The 17171-nt window shown below is 59.1% G+C and carries 12 protein-coding genes, 3 tRNA genes and 3 rRNA genes; 6 read left to right on the forward strand and 12 right to left on the reverse strand.

Annotated elements, in window-relative coordinates; translation table 11 throughout:
• Positions 1-355 precede the first annotated feature (355 nt).
• From B8746_RS09035 to B8746_RS09060, 6 genes are all read left to right on the forward strand, one after another.
• Positions 356-1809, forward strand: a 16S ribosomal RNA gene (locus B8746_RS09035).
• Between the two features lie 182 nt (positions 1810-1991).
• Positions 1992-2068, forward strand: a tRNA-Ile gene (locus B8746_RS09040).
• Between the two features lie 53 nt (positions 2069-2121).
• Positions 2122-2197 (forward strand) — tRNA-Ala (locus tag B8746_RS09045).
• 280 nt (positions 2198-2477) lie between these two features.
• Positions 2478-5252: ribosomal RNA gene (locus B8746_RS09050) — 23S ribosomal RNA — on the forward strand.
• A 120-nt stretch (positions 5253-5372) separates the two neighbouring features.
• Positions 5373-5487 (forward strand): 5S ribosomal RNA (gene rrf, locus B8746_RS09055).
• Together the 16S, 23S and 5S rRNA genes with 3 tRNA genes alongside form the textbook arrangement of a ribosomal RNA operon.
• Before the next feature lie 177 nt (positions 5488-5664).
• A tRNA-Met gene (locus tag B8746_RS09060) sits at positions 5665-5741 on the forward strand.
• Here B8746_RS09060 and B8746_RS17600 read toward each other — a convergent pair.
• The 12 genes from B8746_RS17600 to trbB all read right to left on the reverse strand — a co-directional run bounded on the left by B8746_RS17600 (position 5698) and on the right by trbB (position 17036).
• A complete protein-coding gene (locus B8746_RS17600) occupies positions 5698-7284 on the reverse strand; it encodes a recombinase family protein (protein WP_370371246.1) in 1587 nt (528 codons plus the stop codon). The genes B8746_RS09060 and B8746_RS17600 overlap by 44 nt on opposite strands.
• A gap of 195 nt (positions 7285-7479) precedes the next feature.
• Complete coding sequence (locus B8746_RS09075) at positions 7480-7791, reverse strand: DUF736 domain-containing protein (RefSeq protein WP_013301538.1); 312 nt, start codon at positions 7789-7791, stop codon at positions 7480-7482.
• A gap of 2 nt (positions 7792-7793) precedes the next feature.
• Positions 7794-8030: a DUF2274 domain-containing protein gene (locus B8746_RS09080; protein ID WP_084393364.1), complete on the reverse strand. Its 237-nt coding sequence runs from the start codon at positions 8028-8030 to the stop codon at positions 7794-7796.
• Complete coding sequence (locus tag B8746_RS09085; protein WP_084393365.1) at positions 8030-9286, reverse strand: TraB/TrbI/VirB10 family type IV secretion system protein; 1257 nt, start codon at positions 9284-9286, stop codon at positions 8030-8032. Before B8746_RS09085 ends, B8746_RS09080 begins: the two co-directional genes overlap by 1 nt.
• Entirely contained in the window at positions 9283-10290 is a 1008-nt protein-coding gene (gene trbG, locus B8746_RS09090) for a P-type conjugative transfer protein TrbG (protein WP_084393366.1), read from the reverse strand. The genes B8746_RS09085 and trbG overlap by 4 nt, the downstream gene beginning before the upstream one ends.
• Entirely contained in the window at positions 10287-10982 is a 696-nt protein-coding gene (trbF, locus tag B8746_RS09095; protein WP_035552024.1) for a conjugal transfer protein TrbF, read from the reverse strand. Before trbF ends, trbG begins: the two co-directional genes overlap by 4 nt.
• Positions 10983-10986: 4 nt before the next feature.
• Positions 10987-12306 (reverse strand): P-type conjugative transfer protein TrbL, encoded by a 1320-nt coding sequence (gene trbL / locus B8746_RS09100; protein WP_084393367.1) that lies wholly within the window; start codon positions 12304-12306, stop codon positions 10987-10989.
• Between the two features lie 6 nt (positions 12307-12312).
• Positions 12313-13014 (reverse strand): P-type conjugative transfer protein TrbJ, encoded by a 702-nt coding sequence (trbJ, locus tag B8746_RS09105; protein ID WP_084393368.1) that lies wholly within the window; start codon positions 13012-13014, stop codon positions 12313-12315.
• A gap of 10 nt (positions 13015-13024) precedes the next feature.
• Positions 13025-15463, reverse strand: coding sequence for a conjugal transfer protein TrbE (gene trbE / locus B8746_RS09110; protein WP_084393369.1), 2439 nt, complete (start codon positions 15461-15463; stop codon positions 13025-13027).
• Entirely contained in the window at positions 15457-15711 is a 255-nt protein-coding gene (locus tag B8746_RS09115; RefSeq protein ID WP_084393370.1) for a VirB3 family type IV secretion system protein, read from the reverse strand. Before B8746_RS09115 ends, trbE begins: the two co-directional genes overlap by 7 nt.
• Entirely contained in the window at positions 15711-16043 is a 333-nt protein-coding gene (locus B8746_RS09120) for a TrbC/VirB2 family type IV secretion system protein (RefSeq protein ID WP_051602683.1), read from the reverse strand. Before B8746_RS09120 ends, B8746_RS09115 begins: the two co-directional genes overlap by 1 nt.
• Positions 16044-16055: 12 nt before the next feature.
• A complete protein-coding gene (trbB, locus tag B8746_RS09125) occupies positions 16056-17036 on the reverse strand; it encodes a P-type conjugative transfer ATPase TrbB (protein ID WP_084393371.1) in 981 nt (326 codons plus the stop codon).
• Between the last annotated feature and the right edge of the window lie 135 nt (positions 17037-17171).

Here is a 17171-nt window from a genome sequence, read left to right on the forward strand (position 1 = left end):
GGTCACTGTGATCTTCTGCAGAAAGCGCAAAAAAGGGTGTTGACGGGGAAAACGGCGGACCATATAAGCCGCCACTTCCGACGCGGGGCACGACGCTCCGCTGACGAGAAAAGGGCCTCGGCCCGGTTGTTTGACATCGCAGGGATTAGGAAGAGAAACGCAGGCGGCATGAGCGGCTAGCGGGGCCTCAGGCCCCAATGACGATCATGACGATGCGTTTCAAGGAAATACCTTTTCATAATGTATCCGGTTTCGGCCGGATTGTTTGTGATTAGGGTTTCCCGTCAAAACGCAAATTGCAATCAGCAATTGCCGTCTCATTTTCCTGAGACGGATTTACGTCAGATCGGACACTCAACCTGAGAGTTTGATTCTGGCTCAGAACGAACGCTGGCGGCAGGCTTAACACATGCAAGTCGAACGACATAGTGGCAGACGGGTGAGTAACGCGTGGGAACGTGCCTTTCACTACGGAATAGCTCTTGGAAACGAGTGGTAATACCGTATACGCCCTCCGGGGGAAAGATTTATCGGTGAAAGATCGGCCCGCGTTAGATTAGTTTGTTGGTGGGGTAATGGCCTACCAAGACTACGATCTATAGCTGGTCTGAGAGGATGATCAGCCACACTGGGACTGAGACACGGCCCAGACTCCTACGGGAGGCAGCAGTGGGGAATCTTGCACAATGGGCGAAAGCCTGATGCAGCCATGCCGCGTGAATGATGAAGGCCTTAGGGTTGTAAAATTCTTTCGCTAGGGATGATAATGACAGTACCTAGTAAAGAAGCCCCGGCTAACTTCGTGCCAGCAGCCGCGGTAATACGAAGGGGGCTAGCGTTGTTCGGAATTACTGGGCGTAAAGCGCGCGTAGGCGGGCTATTAAGCCAGATGTGAAAGCCCGGAGCTCAACTCCGGAACTGCATTTGGAACTGGTAGCCTAGAGACCAGGAGAGGTTAGCGGAATACCGAGTGTAGAGGTGAAATTCGTAGATATTCGGTGGAACACCAGTGGCGAAGGCGGCTAACTGGACTGGTACTGACGCTGAGGCGCGAAAGTGTGGGGAGCAAACAGGATTAGATACCCTGGTAGTCCACACCGTAAACGATGAATGCTAGTTGTCTGCGCGCATGCGTGCAGGTGACGCAGCTAACGCATTAAGCATTCCGCCTGGGGAGTACGGCCGCAAGGTTAAAACTCAAAGAAATTGACGGGGGCCCGCACAAGCGGTGGAGCATGTGGTTTAATTCGAAGCAACGCGCAGAACCTTACCCGCGTTTGACATGCCCTGTTTGGTTACCAGAGATGGTTTCCTTCATTTAGTTGGCAGGTGCACAGGTGCTGCATGGCTGTCGTCAGCTCGTGTCGTGAGATGTTGGGTTAAGTCCCGCAACGAGCGCAACCCTTATCCTTAGTTGCCAGCACGTCTGGGTGGGCACTCTAAGGAAACTGCCGGTGCTAAGCCGGAGGAAGGCGGGGATGACGTCAAGTCCTCATGGCCCTTACACGCGGGGCTACACACGTGCTACAATGGCAGTGACAATGGGATAATCCCCAAAAGCTGTCTCAGTTCAGATTGTCCTCTGCAACTCGAGGGCATGAAGTTGGAATCGCTAGTAATCGTGGATCAGCATGCCACGGTGAATACGTTCCCGGGCCTTGTACACACCGCCCGTCACATCATGGGAGTTGGTTCTACCCGAAGGCTGTGCGCTAACTTAGGAGGCAGCAGACCACGGTAGGATCAGCGACTGGGATGAAGTCGTAACAAGGTAGCCGTAGGGGAACCTGCGGCTGGATCACCTCCTTTCTAAGGATGCTTTCTGACTGTCTGCTTGCAGACTTCGAAAGCTCTTTTAGCAAAATCGCTGCAGAGCTCGCTCTGACAGCAAAACATATGCGGCTGTTCGTGCCGTCTTCGTTTCTCTTCCTTCATTCGCCGTGCCGGCCAGCTGGACGGCATAGTTCAGCGAGCCCCGGGTCCTGGGATTAGGGCCGGTAGCTCAGGTGGTTAGAGCGCACGCCTGATAAGCGTGAGGTCGATGGTTCAACTCCATCTCGGCCCACCACGACCCTATGGGAATGCGCCGGGCCTATGCTTTTGCTGACACATTCCGGTTTTGGGGCCTTAGCTCAGCTGGGAGAGCGCCTGATTTGCATTCAGGAGGTCAGCGGTTCGATCCCGCTAGGCTCCACCAAGCCTTTGGCGAATGAAAGAAGTATCCAAGTTTCCGGATCCAGTATCCGGGATGTTTGTAATCGTGAGGGAAAGACTGATCCGGCTTGTATCGCCGCTCGGCTCGAATTTATTCGGGTCTGGTGATGCCAGCTTCAGCCGAACAACGTGAGTGTCATAGGAGTATGACGTAACAGCTCACGCCAAAGGGTCAGTCTGCAAGAAACCAACATGTCTGATCTGAAAATAGTGTGTAGTGTGTGAGCGCGTGCGTTCACCTCCGCACACGAGTTTCGAATTGAGATCAAGCGTCAAAAGGGCATCCGGGGGATGTCTTGGCGGTAAGAGGCGATGAAAGACGTGGCACTCTGCGATAAGCACCGGGGAGGCGAGAGCATCCTTTGATCCGGTGATTTCTGAATGGGGAAACCCACCTCCGAGATGAGAGACTACTGGCGCACTTCGGTGTGCCCGATGTCTTTCATTTCATTAGTGAGGTATTTCAAACTGAATACATAGGTTTTGAAAAGCAAACCCGGGGAATTGAAACATCTAAGTACCCGGAGGAAAGGACATCAATTGATACTCCGTTAGTAGTGGCGAGCGAACGCGGACCAGGCCTGGTCTGAAACAAGGAGAATGAGCTGGGAAGCTCAACCAAAGTGGGTGATAGTCCCGTATCCGTAAAATGAAGACCTTTTAGAGTAGGGCGGGACACGTGAAATCCTGTCTGAACATGGGGGGACCACCCTCCAAGCCTAAGTACTCCTTACCGACCGATAGTGAACCAGTACCGTGAGGGAAAGATGAAAAGCACCCCGACGAGGGGAGTGAAACAGTACCTGAAACCGGTTGCCTACAAGCAGGTGGAGCTCTTCGGAGTGACACCGTACCTTTTGTATAATGGGTCAGCGACTTAGTGTTGCGTGCAAGCTTAAGCCGTTAGGTGTAGGCGTAGCGAAAGCGAGTCTGAATAGGGCGACTGAGTACGTAGCATTAGACCCGAAGGCAGATGATCTATGCATGGGCAGGCTGAAGGTGAGGTAACACTCACTGGAGGGCCGAACCGTTGAACGTTGAAAAGTTCTCGGATGACCTGTGCCTAGGGGTGAAAGGCCAATCAAATCTGCTGATAGCTGGTTCTCCGCGAAATCTATTTAGGTAGAGCGTCAGATGAATACTCCAGGGGGTAGAGCACTGGATGGGCTAGGGGGACTCACCGTCTTACCAAACCTTACCAAACTCCGAATACCTGGAAGTAATATCTGGCAGACACACGGCGGGTGCTAACGTCCGTCGTGAAGAGGGAAACAACCCTGACCACCGATTAAGGTCCCCAAATTATAGCTAAGTGTGAAAGGATGTGGGGTTGCTTAGACAATGAGGAGGTTGGCTTAGAAGCAGCCATCCTTTAAAGAAAGCGTAACAGCTCACTCATCAAGCGACCCTGCGCCGAAAATGTAACGGGGCTAAAGCTATATACCGAAATCGTGGGCTCCATTGGAGCGGTAGCGGAGCGTTCTGTAAGCCTGTGAAGGTGCACTGTGAGGTGTGCTGGAGGTATCAGAAGTGAGAATGCTGACATGAGTAGCGATAAAGAGGGTGAGAGACCCTCTCGCCGAAAGTCCAAGGGTTCCTGCGTAAAGCTAATCTGCGCAGGGTTAGCCGGCCCCTAAGGCGAGGCCGAAAGGCGTAGTCGATGGGAACACAGTTAATATTCTGTGGCCTGGGAGTGTGTGACGGATTTCGAAAGTTGTCTTTCCTTATTGGATTGGAAAGGCAGCCTGGAAGTCCCTGGAAATAGCCCTCCCGCAAGACCGTACCCTAAACCGACACAGGTGGACTGGCAGAGCATGCCAAGGCGCTTGAGAGAACGATGCTGAAGGAACTCGGCAAATTACCTCCGTAACTTCGGGAGAAGGAGGCCTCATACTGGGCAACCAGCTATGAGGGGCACAGACCAGGGGGTTGCGACTGTTTATCAAAAACACAGGGCTGTGCGAAGCCGTAAGGCGACGTATACAGTCTGACGCCTGCCCGGTGCCGGAAGGTTAAAAGGAGGAGTGCAAGCTCCGAATTGAAGCCCCGGTGAACGGCGGCCGTAACTATAACGGTCCTAAGGTAGCGAAATTCCTTGTCGGGTAAGTTCCGACCTGCACGAATGGCGTAACGACTTCCCCACTGTCTCCAGCATCGACTCAGCGAAATTGAATTCCCCGTGAAGATGCGGGGTACCCGCGGTCAGACGGAAAGACCCTGTGAACCTTTACTGCAGCTTGGCTGTGGCATCATAAAGTGTATGTGTAGGATAGGTGGGAGGCTTTGAAGCTTGGGCGCCAGTCTGAGTGGAGCCGCCGTTGAAATACCACCCTTATTCTTTGTGATGTCTAACCGCTCCCCTGGATGGGGACGGGACCCAGCCTGGTGGGCAGTTTGACTGGGGCGGTCGCCTCCCAAAGAGTAACGGAGGCGCGCGATGGTAAGCTCAAGACGGTCGGACATCGTCTGTTGAGTGCAATGGCATAAGCTTGCCTGACTGCGAGAGTGACAACTCGAGCAGAGACGAAAGTCGGTCATAGTGATCCGGTGGTCCCGAGTGGAAGGGCCATCGCTCAACGAATAAAAGGTACTCCGGGGATAACAGGCTGATGATGCCCAAGAGTCCATATCGACGGCATCGTTTGGCACCTCGATGTCGGCTCATCACATCCTGGGGCTGGAGCAGGTCCCAAGGGTTCGGCTGTTCGCCGATTAAAGTGGTACGTGAGCTGGGTTCAGAACGTCGTGAGACAGTTTGGTCCCTATCTGCCGTGGGTGTTGGAAACTTGAGAGGATCTGTCCTTAGTACGAGAGGACCGGGATGGACATACCTCTGGTGGACCTGTCGTGGCGCCAGCCGCGCAGCAGGGTAGCTATGTATGGAAGGGATAACCGCTGAATGCATCTAAGCGGGAAACCCACCTCAAAACCAGGTTTCCCTTGAGAGCCGTCGTAGACTACGACGTCGATAGGCTGGGTGTGGAAGCGCGGCGACGCGTGGAGCTAACCAGTACTAATTGCTCGATAGGCTTGATCTTGCGAAGCTTCGTGTGTGGTGGTGAACGTACCGCCGCTATGAAGTTTTCAGATCGAAAACACCTCAACCAAGTGGTATTTTACAAGACATGTTGAACTAGCTCATTGCCCGTTTCCGCCGACCCGGTGGTTATGGCAGGGGTTCCCCACCCGATCCCATTCCGAACTCGGTCGTTAAGCCCCCTAGCGCTGATGGTACTTCGTCTTAAGACGCGGGAGAGTAAGTCGCTGCCGGGTCTGCTGAAACGGGCGGTAAGCTAATTCCTAATCCTTGCAGACAACGTCTTTCCTTCACAATTTCCGCCTCCGGGCGGGACGTGACCGGCCGTCTTGCCGGTCTACGCTGTCCGGCCCCTCGTGGCCGGATTTGTGTTTCCGGGGCTTCGCATTTATGTGTGGTTCCACCAAAGCTGACGCGGGATGGAGCAGTCCGGTAGCTCGTCAGGCTCATAACCTGAAGGTCGCAGGTTCAAATCCTGCTCCCGCACCCATCATAAGAGTAGTTTGGCCGTCCTGAGAAATCAGGGCGGCCAAATCGCCTTTTATAACAAGGTTATAGCCGCTCTCATTTTTGCGCGGCTCAAGGCAAATCCGTTGGATGGTCTTCCTCAAGACGGATCGGACCTCGTCAGCATCCGGAGACGGGTCCGAAACCACTTCCACAAGTGAGCCGATAAGCTCGGCATAGAGCTCGCCCGCGTTCGGATGAACGCTCACAACGGGCTCGCTGCCCATTGCCGCAAGTTTGCCCTCGTTTTCGACTTTTTCTGCTTCCAGGGCGACCAGCTTTTGCTTGAGGGCAGTGGTCGCGACTCCTTCAGCAATCGCATCGACAATCCGGTCGATACGCCTGCCGGCTTCAGCGATAGCCTTCTCAAGCTGAAACCGCTCGCTCCCAGTCGCCTTTTGTTGACGAACGAGTTCTGCGTGAAACTCGCGTGCGGCCGCCTTCTGCGCGTCCGGATGAAGCAGAGCGTTGTTCAGTCCTGCAAGGACGCGTTCTTCCAGTTCTTTGGCCGCAATGGTTCGATTGTTCGAGCAGGTACCCTTCTCGCGCCTTGTCGAGCAACCGTACCTGTTCTGAGAGACAATCGACATTGGACCGCCGCACACAGTACATTCCAGAAGCCCCGACAGGAGCCGTGTTGGCCGCTTCGCTCCACCACGTTTGCGGGAGTGCCTTTGTTGGCGAAGCTTCACAGCCTGCCAGAGTTCATTATCAACAATCCGAAGGTCCGGCACCTCATTGATGACCCATTCGCTTTCGGGGTTTGCCCGCATACGCTTCTTGCCGGAGAAGGGATCCGTGACCTTATGCCTGCGGTTCCAGATGCGGCGACCGATATAGAGTTCGTTGTTCAGGATGCCGTTGCCGGCATGCACCTGTCCATTGATCGTTGAGGCGCGCCAATCTGAACCGCGCGGTGCTGCGACACCTTCCTGATTCAACATGGCCGCGATGCTTCGCGGAGATTTTCCTTCAACGAACAGACGCATGATCCGTCTGATGGTCTCAGCTTCTTCGTCGTTGATGGTCAGGATGCCATTCTGTTCACCCGGTAGGATGTCGTAACCGTAGCAATGTCCTCCGGCCGATCTACCTGAATTCACAACACCAGTCTGACCGCGGCGCGTCTTCTTCGCCAGATCGCGCAGGAACATCTCATTCATCACGCCCTTGAAGCCGACATGCATCGAGTCGACTTCTCCTTCGGAAAGCGTGACGATCGACACGCCGTGAAAGGCGAGGATCTTGTAGATTGTGGCTGTGTCGGCTTGGTCGCGGGAAATGCGGTCGAGCGCCTCTGATACAACGACATTGAAGTGACCGTTCGCGGCGCCCCTAATCAGTTCCTGTATACCGGGGCGCGTAACCATTGCGCCGCCCGAGATCGCGCGGTCTGAATAGACGACGGTTTCGGTCCAGGATTTCTGTTCTAGGTGTTGTCGGCAAAGAGCAATCTGGTCTTCGATTGAACGAATAGACTGAAGGTCCGACGAGTAGCGGGCGTAGATGGCGGCTTTTAGGGTCATGACCCTTTCCGATATGCCAACCTCGCATGATATCGCGCAAGCGCTTCGGCGAGATCAATCGCCCAAGATGGGGCTATTTCCCCAGAAAATTCGTCCTCGGGAGGTTCAGTTGGCTTCGCGATCGCCTTTGGAAGGCGACCGCGAGACACGAGTTTGGGGTATTTGCGGTTCACGGTCCGATAGGCAGAAGCTGATCTAGTTCAGCTTCTGACGGTTCCAGACCAGCACGCCGCTGCCATCTTCTTCCTTCTCGAAAAAGGCAGCTCTCAGTGGCTTCTCGAACCCCGGATCATCCAGCTTGACGGCCAGGTATGGAGTTTCGCCATCCTTGCTTTCCTCGCGCCAGGCGGCGCCGAGTTCTGCGCCTCCGGCGAAGATCCGATAGTCCGGGCCGCCTTCGGCTTTCTCGGTCACCGGGACCATCTGGGCTTTCACATTGATTGTCATGGTCCGGATCGTCCCGGTCCATTTGCCATCCTTCTGGCTGAAGGTGCCAATTGTCGCCATTGCTATTCTCCTTTGCTGGCTCTGGCATGAAGGGCCTTGCGGGCCCGCTTGAACCCGGCATCCGATGCGAGGAAGGTTTCCAGCATGACAGGAACCAGGGTTTCGGGTTTCTCTTCGGCGCCATAGGTCTCGGCATAGATCGCCGCATAGTCGGCAAGCGCGGACGCGAGATCGGGTTCAACAGAGAGGGTCAGTTTGACCGGCGTGCGATCCGGCAGTTGGGCAATGCGAAGGCTCATCAGCGGCCTCCCTGAGAATAAGGCCGCAGCACGAGATCACGCGTCACGATGACCCGCACCGGCCAGCCGGGCCGGATACGAAGGGTCGGCTGGATGCCGAGGTTGCGATCAACGACGCGCTCCCCGGCCTCAGACACGCTGTCGCCGAACCCGCGCCGTATGGCACGTTCGATATCATCCTCGTCTGATCCTAGTTCCGCGCCGATGCCGAGAACGGTCGCAAGACCAGCGGCGACAAATACCCGGTCCCAGTGATGGTCTGTGCGGTCAGAAAGGCCCGCAAAACCCCGCTTGTCTGCGGCAGGTTCAGATATCTGCACAGAACTGCCATCCGGGAAGATCATTCGGTCCCAGATCAATAGTGCGCGCTGCTGGCCGAATGAGATTTCGGACTGGTAGCGCCCGATCAGCCGGGTACCCTGCGGAATGAGAAGATAAGCTCCGGTGACGGTGTCATAGACCGGCTGGGTGACCTGCCCGATGACCGAACCTGGCAGATCCGAGTTGAGGCCTGTCACAAGCGAAGCCGGGATAAGCGTGCCCGCCATGACCTGGTAGGGCGAGACCGGTGTCTCGAGATCATGCGGGTTGTAAATCGCCCCATCGCGTGCCTCGTCCGCGAAGGCGATCTTGCGGGCTTGCAAGTTGTCATCCTTACCTGGACCTGTCGGCAAGGCACCGGCGCTTTGGCTAGCGAGCGCCAGCAGCTCAGAGCCGAACGAGGCCGGAACTCCGGCAGACGGCAGGGATGCCGGCCCGATGCTCGGCCCAGCGCCAATGTCAAAGAATACGGAGGATTTGCCCGCTGCGTCGGCAAGCTTAGCCGCGACAAGACGTTCGGCCCGAAGGGCTTCATCTTCAGGCGAGGGCCTGAAATCATCCGAGGCTGCGACATCCCACTCCGGATCGAGCCCCCATTCGCGTTCCTCCGAAACCACTGTCCCGCCGAGGTCGCCGGCCATGGGTGCGCCAAGCTTTGGCGTTCCGGGCGACGGCGTCCAGGTCGCATACGACGAGGGAAGTTCTGCCAGTCCATCCGGCGCGCGCTTCGTGGCCGTGTTGTAAAGTTCCTGGCGATCCGCGGGATCGGCGGCCTTGGGCGGATCGAGCGCAATGGAGGCGGCAGCAAAAAGCCCCAGCACACCGAGCCCGGCGCCGACCATCAGGACTTTCCGGTTGATCCGTGTGACGGGTCGCGGCCGCGCGCGCAGTTTCAGGGCATCGGCCTGCTGCGGGAAAGGGGCTGGCTCGCTCATCCCTTGCTCCCGAACAGGCTCGCGAGACCAGACCTCGGTTCGCGTTTGCGGATCCGCACCACGGTCTGGGATTTCTCACCAAGGCGAAGCTCAGCGGCCCGGAAGAGATGATCGACAATGTAGTAATTGCCCTTGAGGCGATAATTGACGAGTTCGGCCTCGCCAGAAACGCCAAGGACAAAGAGGGGCGGGGCCTCCATGGTCGACAACCCTTCCGGCATCTGGATGAAAACCTGCCGCCCATCATCGAACACGCGGACGGGTCGCCAGTCTGGACGGTCACCATCGATCAGGTAATCAAAGTCCAGCCGGTCGAGTGCAACACCCGGCATGATTGATGTCTCTTCCCGTGCGAGCGCTACGCTGTTGCGAGAGATGAGTTGCGAGAGCTCGTCGGCCGGATAGCGCCAAGACAACGCCGCCATATAGGTGCCGTCACCGCTCTCCAGTTCCAGATGATAGGTCCGCCGGTCTGTCGCAATCATGAGATTGGTCGAGAGGCCGGCGCCGATCGGTTTGACCAGAACATGTGCGCGTGCTGTTCCGCCTGAACCGGAGGATGTATCTCCCACAATCCAGCGCACCGTATCGCCAGCCGAGACAGAGACCAGCGTCTCGCCGGGCTGCAGCGCAATGTCGGAGACCTGTCCCGGCGCGGCATACAATCTGTACAGCGCCCCTTCTGTATAGGGATAGACCTGAATGGCATTTACATAGCCGTCCACGGACGGTTCGATCCGGGCTTCTGATGTGCCCTTGCGGATCGTCTCGGAGGGCGAGGTATAGACACGGGTTACCGTGCGCTTGACCCCGTCGACCGGTTTCATCTGGCCGGGAAGCGGCAAAGGTGTTGGTGTTTCGACGATCTCGACAGGACGGGGCTCTGCGTCCTCGACCTGCGCGGCGGCGACAAACAGTTCCGGCTCGATCGGCGCGGCCTCCGGAACGCTGGCGCAGGCGGTGGCAAGGGCAAGTGTGGATACCAGTGTGAGAGTGCGGATCATGGGTTGTCTCCTGTGACAAGGTCTTCGCCCCAATTGAGGCTGTGGATGTAGAGGCCGAGCGGGTTGGCGCGGAGCGTCGGCGCATCGCGCGGCGGGGAGTGGATCAGGGTGAAGAGGCCGGTGAACCGTTTGACGCCGGTCAGCGCGCCATTCTCGTAGGTCTTCTCAAGCCAGCGCGCCTGGAAGGACTCGTCCGAGACGCGGACGACACTTACGACATCGACACTGCGCGAGCGACGTCCGATCTCGGCGAAGGGGTCATTGTCGCGGGCATAATCGCTGAGCGTGATGGCGGCCTTGTCGGTCACATAGTCATAGGCCGCCAACCAGTTCTGCCGGACAATGACCGGATCGATGGAAAGACTGCGGACATCGGAGATGAAGTTGGCGAGGTGATGGGCGACTTGCGCATCGGTCGGGTCGTAATTGGCGAGGGCAGGGCCGACGGCTTTCACAGAGCCTGTGTCGTCCACTTCGACCACATATGGCGTCACTGTGGATTGCAGGCTGCGCCAAACAAGGGCGGCTGAAGAGGCCGTCAGAAGGACCAGCAACCCGAGTGCCATCAGCCGCCAGTTCCTGGCCTGTACGCGGGCAGATCCGATCCGGTCATCCCAGATCTGGCCGGCTTTCTGGTAAGGCGTTTCGGGATGCGGGCTTTGCCCGTAATGGGTGGAAGTTCGCCTGAACATGGGATCAGTCCTCGTCTCTTTGAAGTTTCGGGTTCTCACCAGCCATGCCGCGGTCGCCATCTTTTAGAGCGTGCACAGTGATCGCGCCGGCATGCTGCAGGCGTTGTTCTGTGCGCAGGCGCCGGGCCCAGGCCGGGCTTGAACCGCTGGTTCCGGCATCGCTGACGCCCGTAGATGCTGTGCTCCCGCCGGTTGCCGCAAAGGCGGCTTCACTGCCGCGCCTGTAAGCATTTCGGGCGCCTTGCAAGGGCCGTCCGGCCATGCGCCGCATGGCGTCCGAGCCAGCCTGCGCCATACCTGTGGCTCCAGCGAGATGCCCGCGCCAGCCGGTGGCGCCGGAACCAAGCCGTCCAAGGTCATACGAGGTGCGAGCCGCGCCCGACATTGAGGCCCCGGCCTTGACCGCTGCCGACGCCCCGCCAATTGCGGCGCGTCCAGCAGCGATTGTGCCTGTGCCTGCGAGGATCGCGCCCGCACCCACAGCGGCTGTTGTGCCGACGACCGAACCGGCGCCAAGCTGCGGTGCCCCGGTGACAAGGCCTGACGCAATGCCCGGTGCGAACACGCCCATCCAGAGAAAGACGATGGCGGCCAGAACGGTCCCCATGACTTGCGCAAGGGTGACGTCGCCCGGGCCGGTGAAAGCATCGGTGATGGAGGTAAAGAGGGTCGAGCCGATGCCAATGACGACAGCGAGGACCATGAGCTTGATACCGGATGTGACGACATTGCCGAGGACGCGTTCGGCGAGAAAGCTGGTCCTGTTCCAGAGCGCGAACGGGATCAGCACGAACCCAGCCAGCGTCGTTAGCTTGAACTCCAGGATCGCCACGAAAAGCTGCACCGCGAGTACGAAGAAGGCGACGAGGATGATCGTCCAGGCAAGAAACATTACGGCAATCAGGATGAAATTGTGAAAGAAGCTGATCGGGCCGAGCATGTCGCCGATTTCGGCCAGCAAGGGTTCTGCCGCCTCGAACCCAACCCCGGCAATATAGCCCGGTCGCATAAGGTCGCCTGCCGTCAGCGTGCTGGAGCCCGCCTTCACACCGAGGCTCGCGAAGCTCTCGAACACGATGTTGGCGAGCAGGGTGAAGTTGCCGATGATGAAGGCGAAGAAGCCGACATAGAGCACCTTCTTGAGGAGGCCCGACATGACGTCGGCATTCTGCGACAGCGCCCAGAAGAGACCGGCGAGCGTGATGTCTATGACTATCAGTGTGGTTGTCAGGTAAGCGACATCGCCGGCAAGCAGGCCGAAGCCTGAATCGATATAGGCAATGAAGGTTTCGAGGAACCGGTCGATGACGCCCATCTCTTCCATGACGGGTCAGTCTCCGAGGAAGGATTTAAGACGGGCCCGGCCGCGTTCGGCCTCTTCAAGCTCACGTGCCCGGTCGAAGGCTATGGCCCGGTAATGGGCGGCCATCAGCGCTTCCATCTGGATCAGCTGTTCGGCCGAGAGTGCACCGATCTGGTTGCCGGCCTGCAGGGCCTGGAGATTGCCGATGGCTGTCTGGCTCTCATCCACCAAGCCGGTCAGTGCCTCGGAATCCTCGGCATTGTTGCGCACGGTCTCAGCGACCATGAGGAGCGTGTGCTTGTGGGCATTGCGCGACTGGCGCCAGCGGGCGCGCGCATCCTCTACAAGTACATCGGACTGAGGCGGTGTGTCGCCATAGGTTTCAGGATAGAGGTTCTCATACTCCTCCTCGACCTCCTCGACGCCGTAGCCAATCCCTTCGGCGTCGCGCATGAGTTCTCCGATGCGGCGGATGCGGTCGGCAATGATGGCGCGGGCAACTTCGACAGGCAGGGTTTCCAAATCCCGCGCCATTTTCTCGATCATGTCGATCTCATGGGTGAGCTGGCGAACCTGGTTATCGATTTCCTGAAGCGCTCGCACGGCCTGCAGGATGTTCTGGGCGTGGTTGGCCGGGTCGTAGACAGCAAGCTGCGCCGAGGCGGGCGGGGCCATCAGGCCAGACAGCGGAATGGCAACAAGCGCGACGGAAGACAGAAGGGCTTTCATTTGGGGGCTCCTATTCAGCGGCGATTTGTGGGAGGGGTGCGCTCGGCTGCTCGGCCAGCAGGTCGGCGGCCCAGCCAAGCTGTTTCAGCTCCAGCCAGCTCCGGGCGAAGCCCGCTTCCGCGTCGGCCTCAAGACACTGATCCATGAGCTTCTGGTCGGCAGGGGAGGCGGCGCCGCAGAAGGCAAGCGCGACTTCGCCGAGGCCCAGCTCGAATAGCCGGCAGCCAAGCGGCGAGGTATAGTAATAGTCCCGCTTCGGGATGGCCTTGGCGAGAATGTCGATCTGGCGGTCGTTCAGCCCGAAGCGGCGATAGATCGCCTGGGCAGTCGGTTCGAGTGCTCGCTCATTCGGCAGGAATATCCGCGTCGGGCAGGACTCGATCAGGGCGGGCGCAATGGATGCCCCTTCAATGTCAGCAAGCGACTGGGTCGCAAACATGACCGCAACATTCTTCTTGCGCAGCGTTTTCAACCAGTCGCGCAGGCGAGCGGCAAATACCGGATGATCGAGAAACAGCCAGGCCTCATCAAGAATGAGCAGGGTGGGCTTGCCATCAAACCTGTCTTCCAGACGATGGAAGAGATAGGTGATCACCGGCGCGACCGCAGACGGGGTCTGCATCAGTTCGTCCATCTCGAAGCAGGCGACCGATGACAGGTCGAGGGCCTCGCTGTCGCTGTCGAGCAGATTCCCGTATGCGCCTTCCAGCGTGTAGGGATGGAGGGCCGCTTTCAGCGTGTCCGATTGGAGGATGAGGCAGAGCCCCGTCAGGGTGCGTTCGGCGCGGGGGGCCGAAGCCAGAGATTTCAGCGCTTCCCAAAGCGTGGATTTGAGATCGGGTGTGATCGTTACGCCTTCGGCTTCCACTAGTCCGATCAGCCAGTCAGCCGCGAAACTCGCGCCGCGATCGGTGTCGATGTCCGCGAGCGGTTGCAGGCTGGGGCGTTCCTTACCGGCAAGCGGCAGCCAGGCACCATTCATGGCCAGTGTGATCGCGCGCGCCGAACGGCCCTTGTCGAACACGAAGACCTGCGCGTCCTCGTAGCGTTGCCATTGCGATGCCAGGAGCGACAAGAGCACCGATTTGCCGGACCCGGTCGGCCCGACAATCAACGTGTGTCCGACATCGCCGACATGCAGGTTGAGCCGGAACGGTGTCGTGACTTCGGTTTGCGCTTCGATCAGGGCGCGATCTGCTAGATGCACATTCCACGCATCGCCGGCCCAGACCGACGAGATCGGCACAAGGTGAGCGAGGTTCAGCGTATGCAGGATCGGCTGGCGGACATTGGCATAGACTTGCCCCGGCAGAGACCCAAGCCAGGCTTCGACGGCGTTCAGCGTCTCGCGGATCGTCGTGAACCCGCGCCCATTGATCACGCGCTCCACGGCGCGTGTGCGCTCTTCGACTTCTTCACGCGAGGACCCCATCAAGGTCAGCGTGGTCGTGACATAGCCATAGGAGACAAGATCCGAGCCGAGTTCCTGCAGCGCTGCATCGGCATCGGCGGCCTTGTTGTCGGCATCATTGTCGAGAAGTGCGGCCTGTTCGTTGAACAGTGTCTCCCGCAGGACCGCGCCGACGGATTTCCGCTTCGCAAACCAGTGTCGCCGCTTCTTGGCGAGGAGCTTTTCGGCCTCGGCCTTGTCCATCGCGATGTATCGCGTTGTCCAGCGATAGGCGAAGCCAAGCCGGTTGAGTTCATCCAGCATGCCGGGCAGTGTCGAGGCCGGAAAGCCCAGCAAGGTCAGCGTCGCGAGGTGCGCCTCGCCAATCCGCGGCTCCAGCCCGCCTGCAAAGCTTTCATCGGCGAGCACCGCATCGAGAAAAACTGGCAGTTCCGGAACCGACACGTTGTGCCGTTTCGACGATATACAGGCATGGAGATAGGTAAGCGTCTCTTCATCCGAGAGCGGATGGATCTCATCCAGGGCCGTCGCAAGAAGATCGAGCGTCTGCGCGGCGCGTGTCTGGAAATGTTCGAGCCGCTGGCGCCAGTCCTCACCATCCCGCTTCTCGGGCCGCTCGATCAGCGCCTTCTCGGCCCGGCCCGTCGCATCGGCCGGCGGGAGCCAGAGCAGCGTCAGATAATAGGCGCTCTCGAACTGGGCGCCGGTCTCTTCGGCGGCTGCGCGTCGTTCCTGCTCAATCAGCCAGGCTGCCGGGCATTCAAAAGAGCTTTCCTCTAGCGATACGGCTTCCGCCCGCACCGCTTCGAAGACGAGCGCCCAGCCGGACCCGAACCGGCGGAGAACATTGTTGACCCGTGCAGTGACTGCAACGAGTTCGGCTTCTGTCGAGCTTTCAAGGTCGGGGCCCCGATAGCGGAAGCTTGCCTGGAAGGCGCCGTCCTTGTTGAGGACGACGCCCGGCGCGACGAGGCACGCCCAGGGGAGGTAGTCTGAGAGGTGTGCCGGTTTCGCCGCGTATTCGGAAAGGTTCAGCATGAAAGATGTTCCTTGTGACGGGCAGACCGGATTGCGACGGGGAGAAAATCCGGATCGGACCGGGCCATGAGGACGGCTAGCGAGTGTCCCGCCACCCAGACCACAAGCCCCGGTATCCAGAGCCGGAGGCCGAGGGCCAAAGCTGCCGCGAGGGTCCCGATGGCGATGGCGGCCGAACGTGGCGCGCCGGCCATCAGGATGGGTTCGGCGAGCGAGCGGTGGAGGGGGATCTCGTAGCCATCGAGCATCAGAGCACCGCGCCGCCGCCGAAGCTGAAGAAGGTCAGGAAGAACGATGTGGCCGCAAAGGCGATCGACAGGCCGAACACGATCTGGATCAGTTTGCGGAATCCGCCAGAGGTCTCGCCGAATGCGAGCGTCAGCCCGGTCAGCGTGATGATGATCACCGCGACAATCCGGGCGACAGGGCCTTCGATCGATTGCAGGATCTGGTCGAGTGGGCCTTCCCAGGGCATGCCCGTGCCCGCGGCATGGGCGGGGAGCGATAACACGCTCACCGAAGCCAGCAGTACGCCGGCGTGAAGCGATCGGTTGAGGGCCTTTATCTGGTCGTAGAACATCGGTCGGTCTCCTTAATTGACAATGTTGAGAAAAGGGGCAGCCAGCGGCTCGGTCCGGTATTCGGCGCCGTCAAAGCCGGTAATCCGGAGTGCCTGCTCGACGCGGCGCGCGCCGCTCGCGCGGGACATGAAGACGACCACGTCGACCGCTTCGCCAATCAGGGCATGGGGAAGGGCAGTCGTCGCTTCCTCGACCAGCTGTTCGAGCCGCGTGAGTGCGCCGGAGGCTGAGTTTGCATGAAGCGTGGTGATCCCGCCCGGATGGCCGGTATTCCAGGCCTTGAGGAGATCGAGCGCCTCGCCGCCGCGCACCTCGCCGACGATGATCCGGTCAGGTCGGAGCCGCATGGTTGAGCGCACGAGATCGCGGAGTGTGATGCCGGACCGGTGCGTCCTGAGCTGAGTCACGTCCTCTGCTGAGCAACGGAGTTCGCGGGTGTCCTCCAGGATGACAATCCGGTCGTCTGCCAGAGCGGGCTCAGACAGGAGCGCATTGGTGAAGGTCGTCTTGCCCGACGAGGTTCCGCCCGCGACAACAATGTTAAGCCGGTCTTCCAGCGCCTGGCGCAGTCCGGCGCAGAGAGCGGGTGTCAGCGCGCCGGTCTCGACATATGTATCAAGAGCAATCGGACAACCGGCAGGTTTGCGGATCGCAAAGCAGGGCGCTTCGGCAATTGGCGGCAGGATGCCTTCGAACCGTTCGCCGGAGCCTGGCAGTTCGGCCGACACAATGGGTGAGGCCCGGTCGCAGGCCTCCCCGACAGAGGAGGCGACAAGCCGGATGATCCGCTCGCGTTCAGCGCGGCCGAGCGTCTCGGATGCACGGCGCAAACCAAAACCCGCCTTTTCGACCCAGACTGAACCATCGGGATTGGCGAGGATCTCGATTGTATCGGGCGCTGCGAGTGCTGCCCCAACCGGCCCATCAAAGGCGGTGCGGAGCATCGCCGTGCGGCGGGTCTCGGTCTCGCTGGGCTGGGGCATGGCAGACATGGCAGGGCGTGGTCCTCATCGCTGATGAGACCAAGATCACGTCGTTGCCGGTCGCTGCACAGATGGGCTAGAAGGGGACCGAAGGATGGGGAAGGATAGGGAAGGAGCCCAAACGGGCCAGTATCTACGCCGAAG

Origin of the sequence: Henriciella pelagia (assembly GCF_002088945.1) — a bacterium.
In the GTDB taxonomy this organism is placed as follows: Bacteria; Pseudomonadota; Alphaproteobacteria; order Caulobacterales; family Hyphomonadaceae; genus Henriciella; species Henriciella pelagia.

Bases quoted from the DNA above. Each gene is read 5' to 3' on its own strand.
- B8746_RS17600 (WP_370371246.1), bottom strand. From the start codon at position 7,284: ATGACCCTAAAAGCCGCCATCTACGCCCGCTACTCGTCGGACCTTCAG.
- B8746_RS09115 (WP_084393370.1), bottom strand. From the start codon at position 15,711: ATGCTCGATGGCTACGAGATCCCCCTCCACCGCTCGCTCGCCGAACCC.
- trbB (WP_084393371.1), bottom strand. From the start codon at position 17,036: ATGTCTGCCATGCCCCAGCCCAGCGAGACCGAGACCCGCCGCACGGCG.
- trbJ (WP_084393368.1), bottom strand. From the start codon at position 13,014: ATGAAAGCCCTTCTGTCTTCCGTCGCGCTTGTTGCCATTCCGCTGTCT.
- B8746_RS09085 (WP_084393365.1), bottom strand. From the start codon at position 9,286: ATGAGCGAGCCAGCCCCTTTCCCGCAGCAGGCCGATGCCCTGAAACTG.
- trbE (WP_084393369.1), bottom strand. From the start codon at position 15,463: ATGCTGAACCTTTCCGAATACGCGGCGAAACCGGCACACCTCTCAGAC.
- trbL (WP_084393367.1), bottom strand. From the start codon at position 12,306: ATGGAAGAGATGGGCGTCATCGACCGGTTCCTCGAAACCTTCATTGCC.
- trbG (WP_084393366.1), bottom strand. From the start codon at position 10,290: ATGATCCGCACTCTCACACTGGTATCCACACTTGCCCTTGCCACCGCC.
- B8746_RS09080 (WP_084393364.1), bottom strand. From the start codon at position 8,030: ATGAGCCTTCGCATTGCCCAACTGCCGGATCGCACGCCGGTCAAACTG.
- trbF (WP_035552024.1), bottom strand. From the start codon at position 10,982: ATGTTCAGGCGAACTTCCACCCATTACGGGCAAAGCCCGCATCCCGAA.
- B8746_RS09120 (WP_051602683.1), bottom strand. From the start codon at position 16,043: ATGTTCTACGACCAGATAAAGGCCCTCAACCGATCGCTTCACGCCGGC.
- B8746_RS09075 (WP_013301538.1), bottom strand. From the start codon at position 7,791: ATGGCGACAATTGGCACCTTCAGCCAGAAGGATGGCAAATGGACCGGG.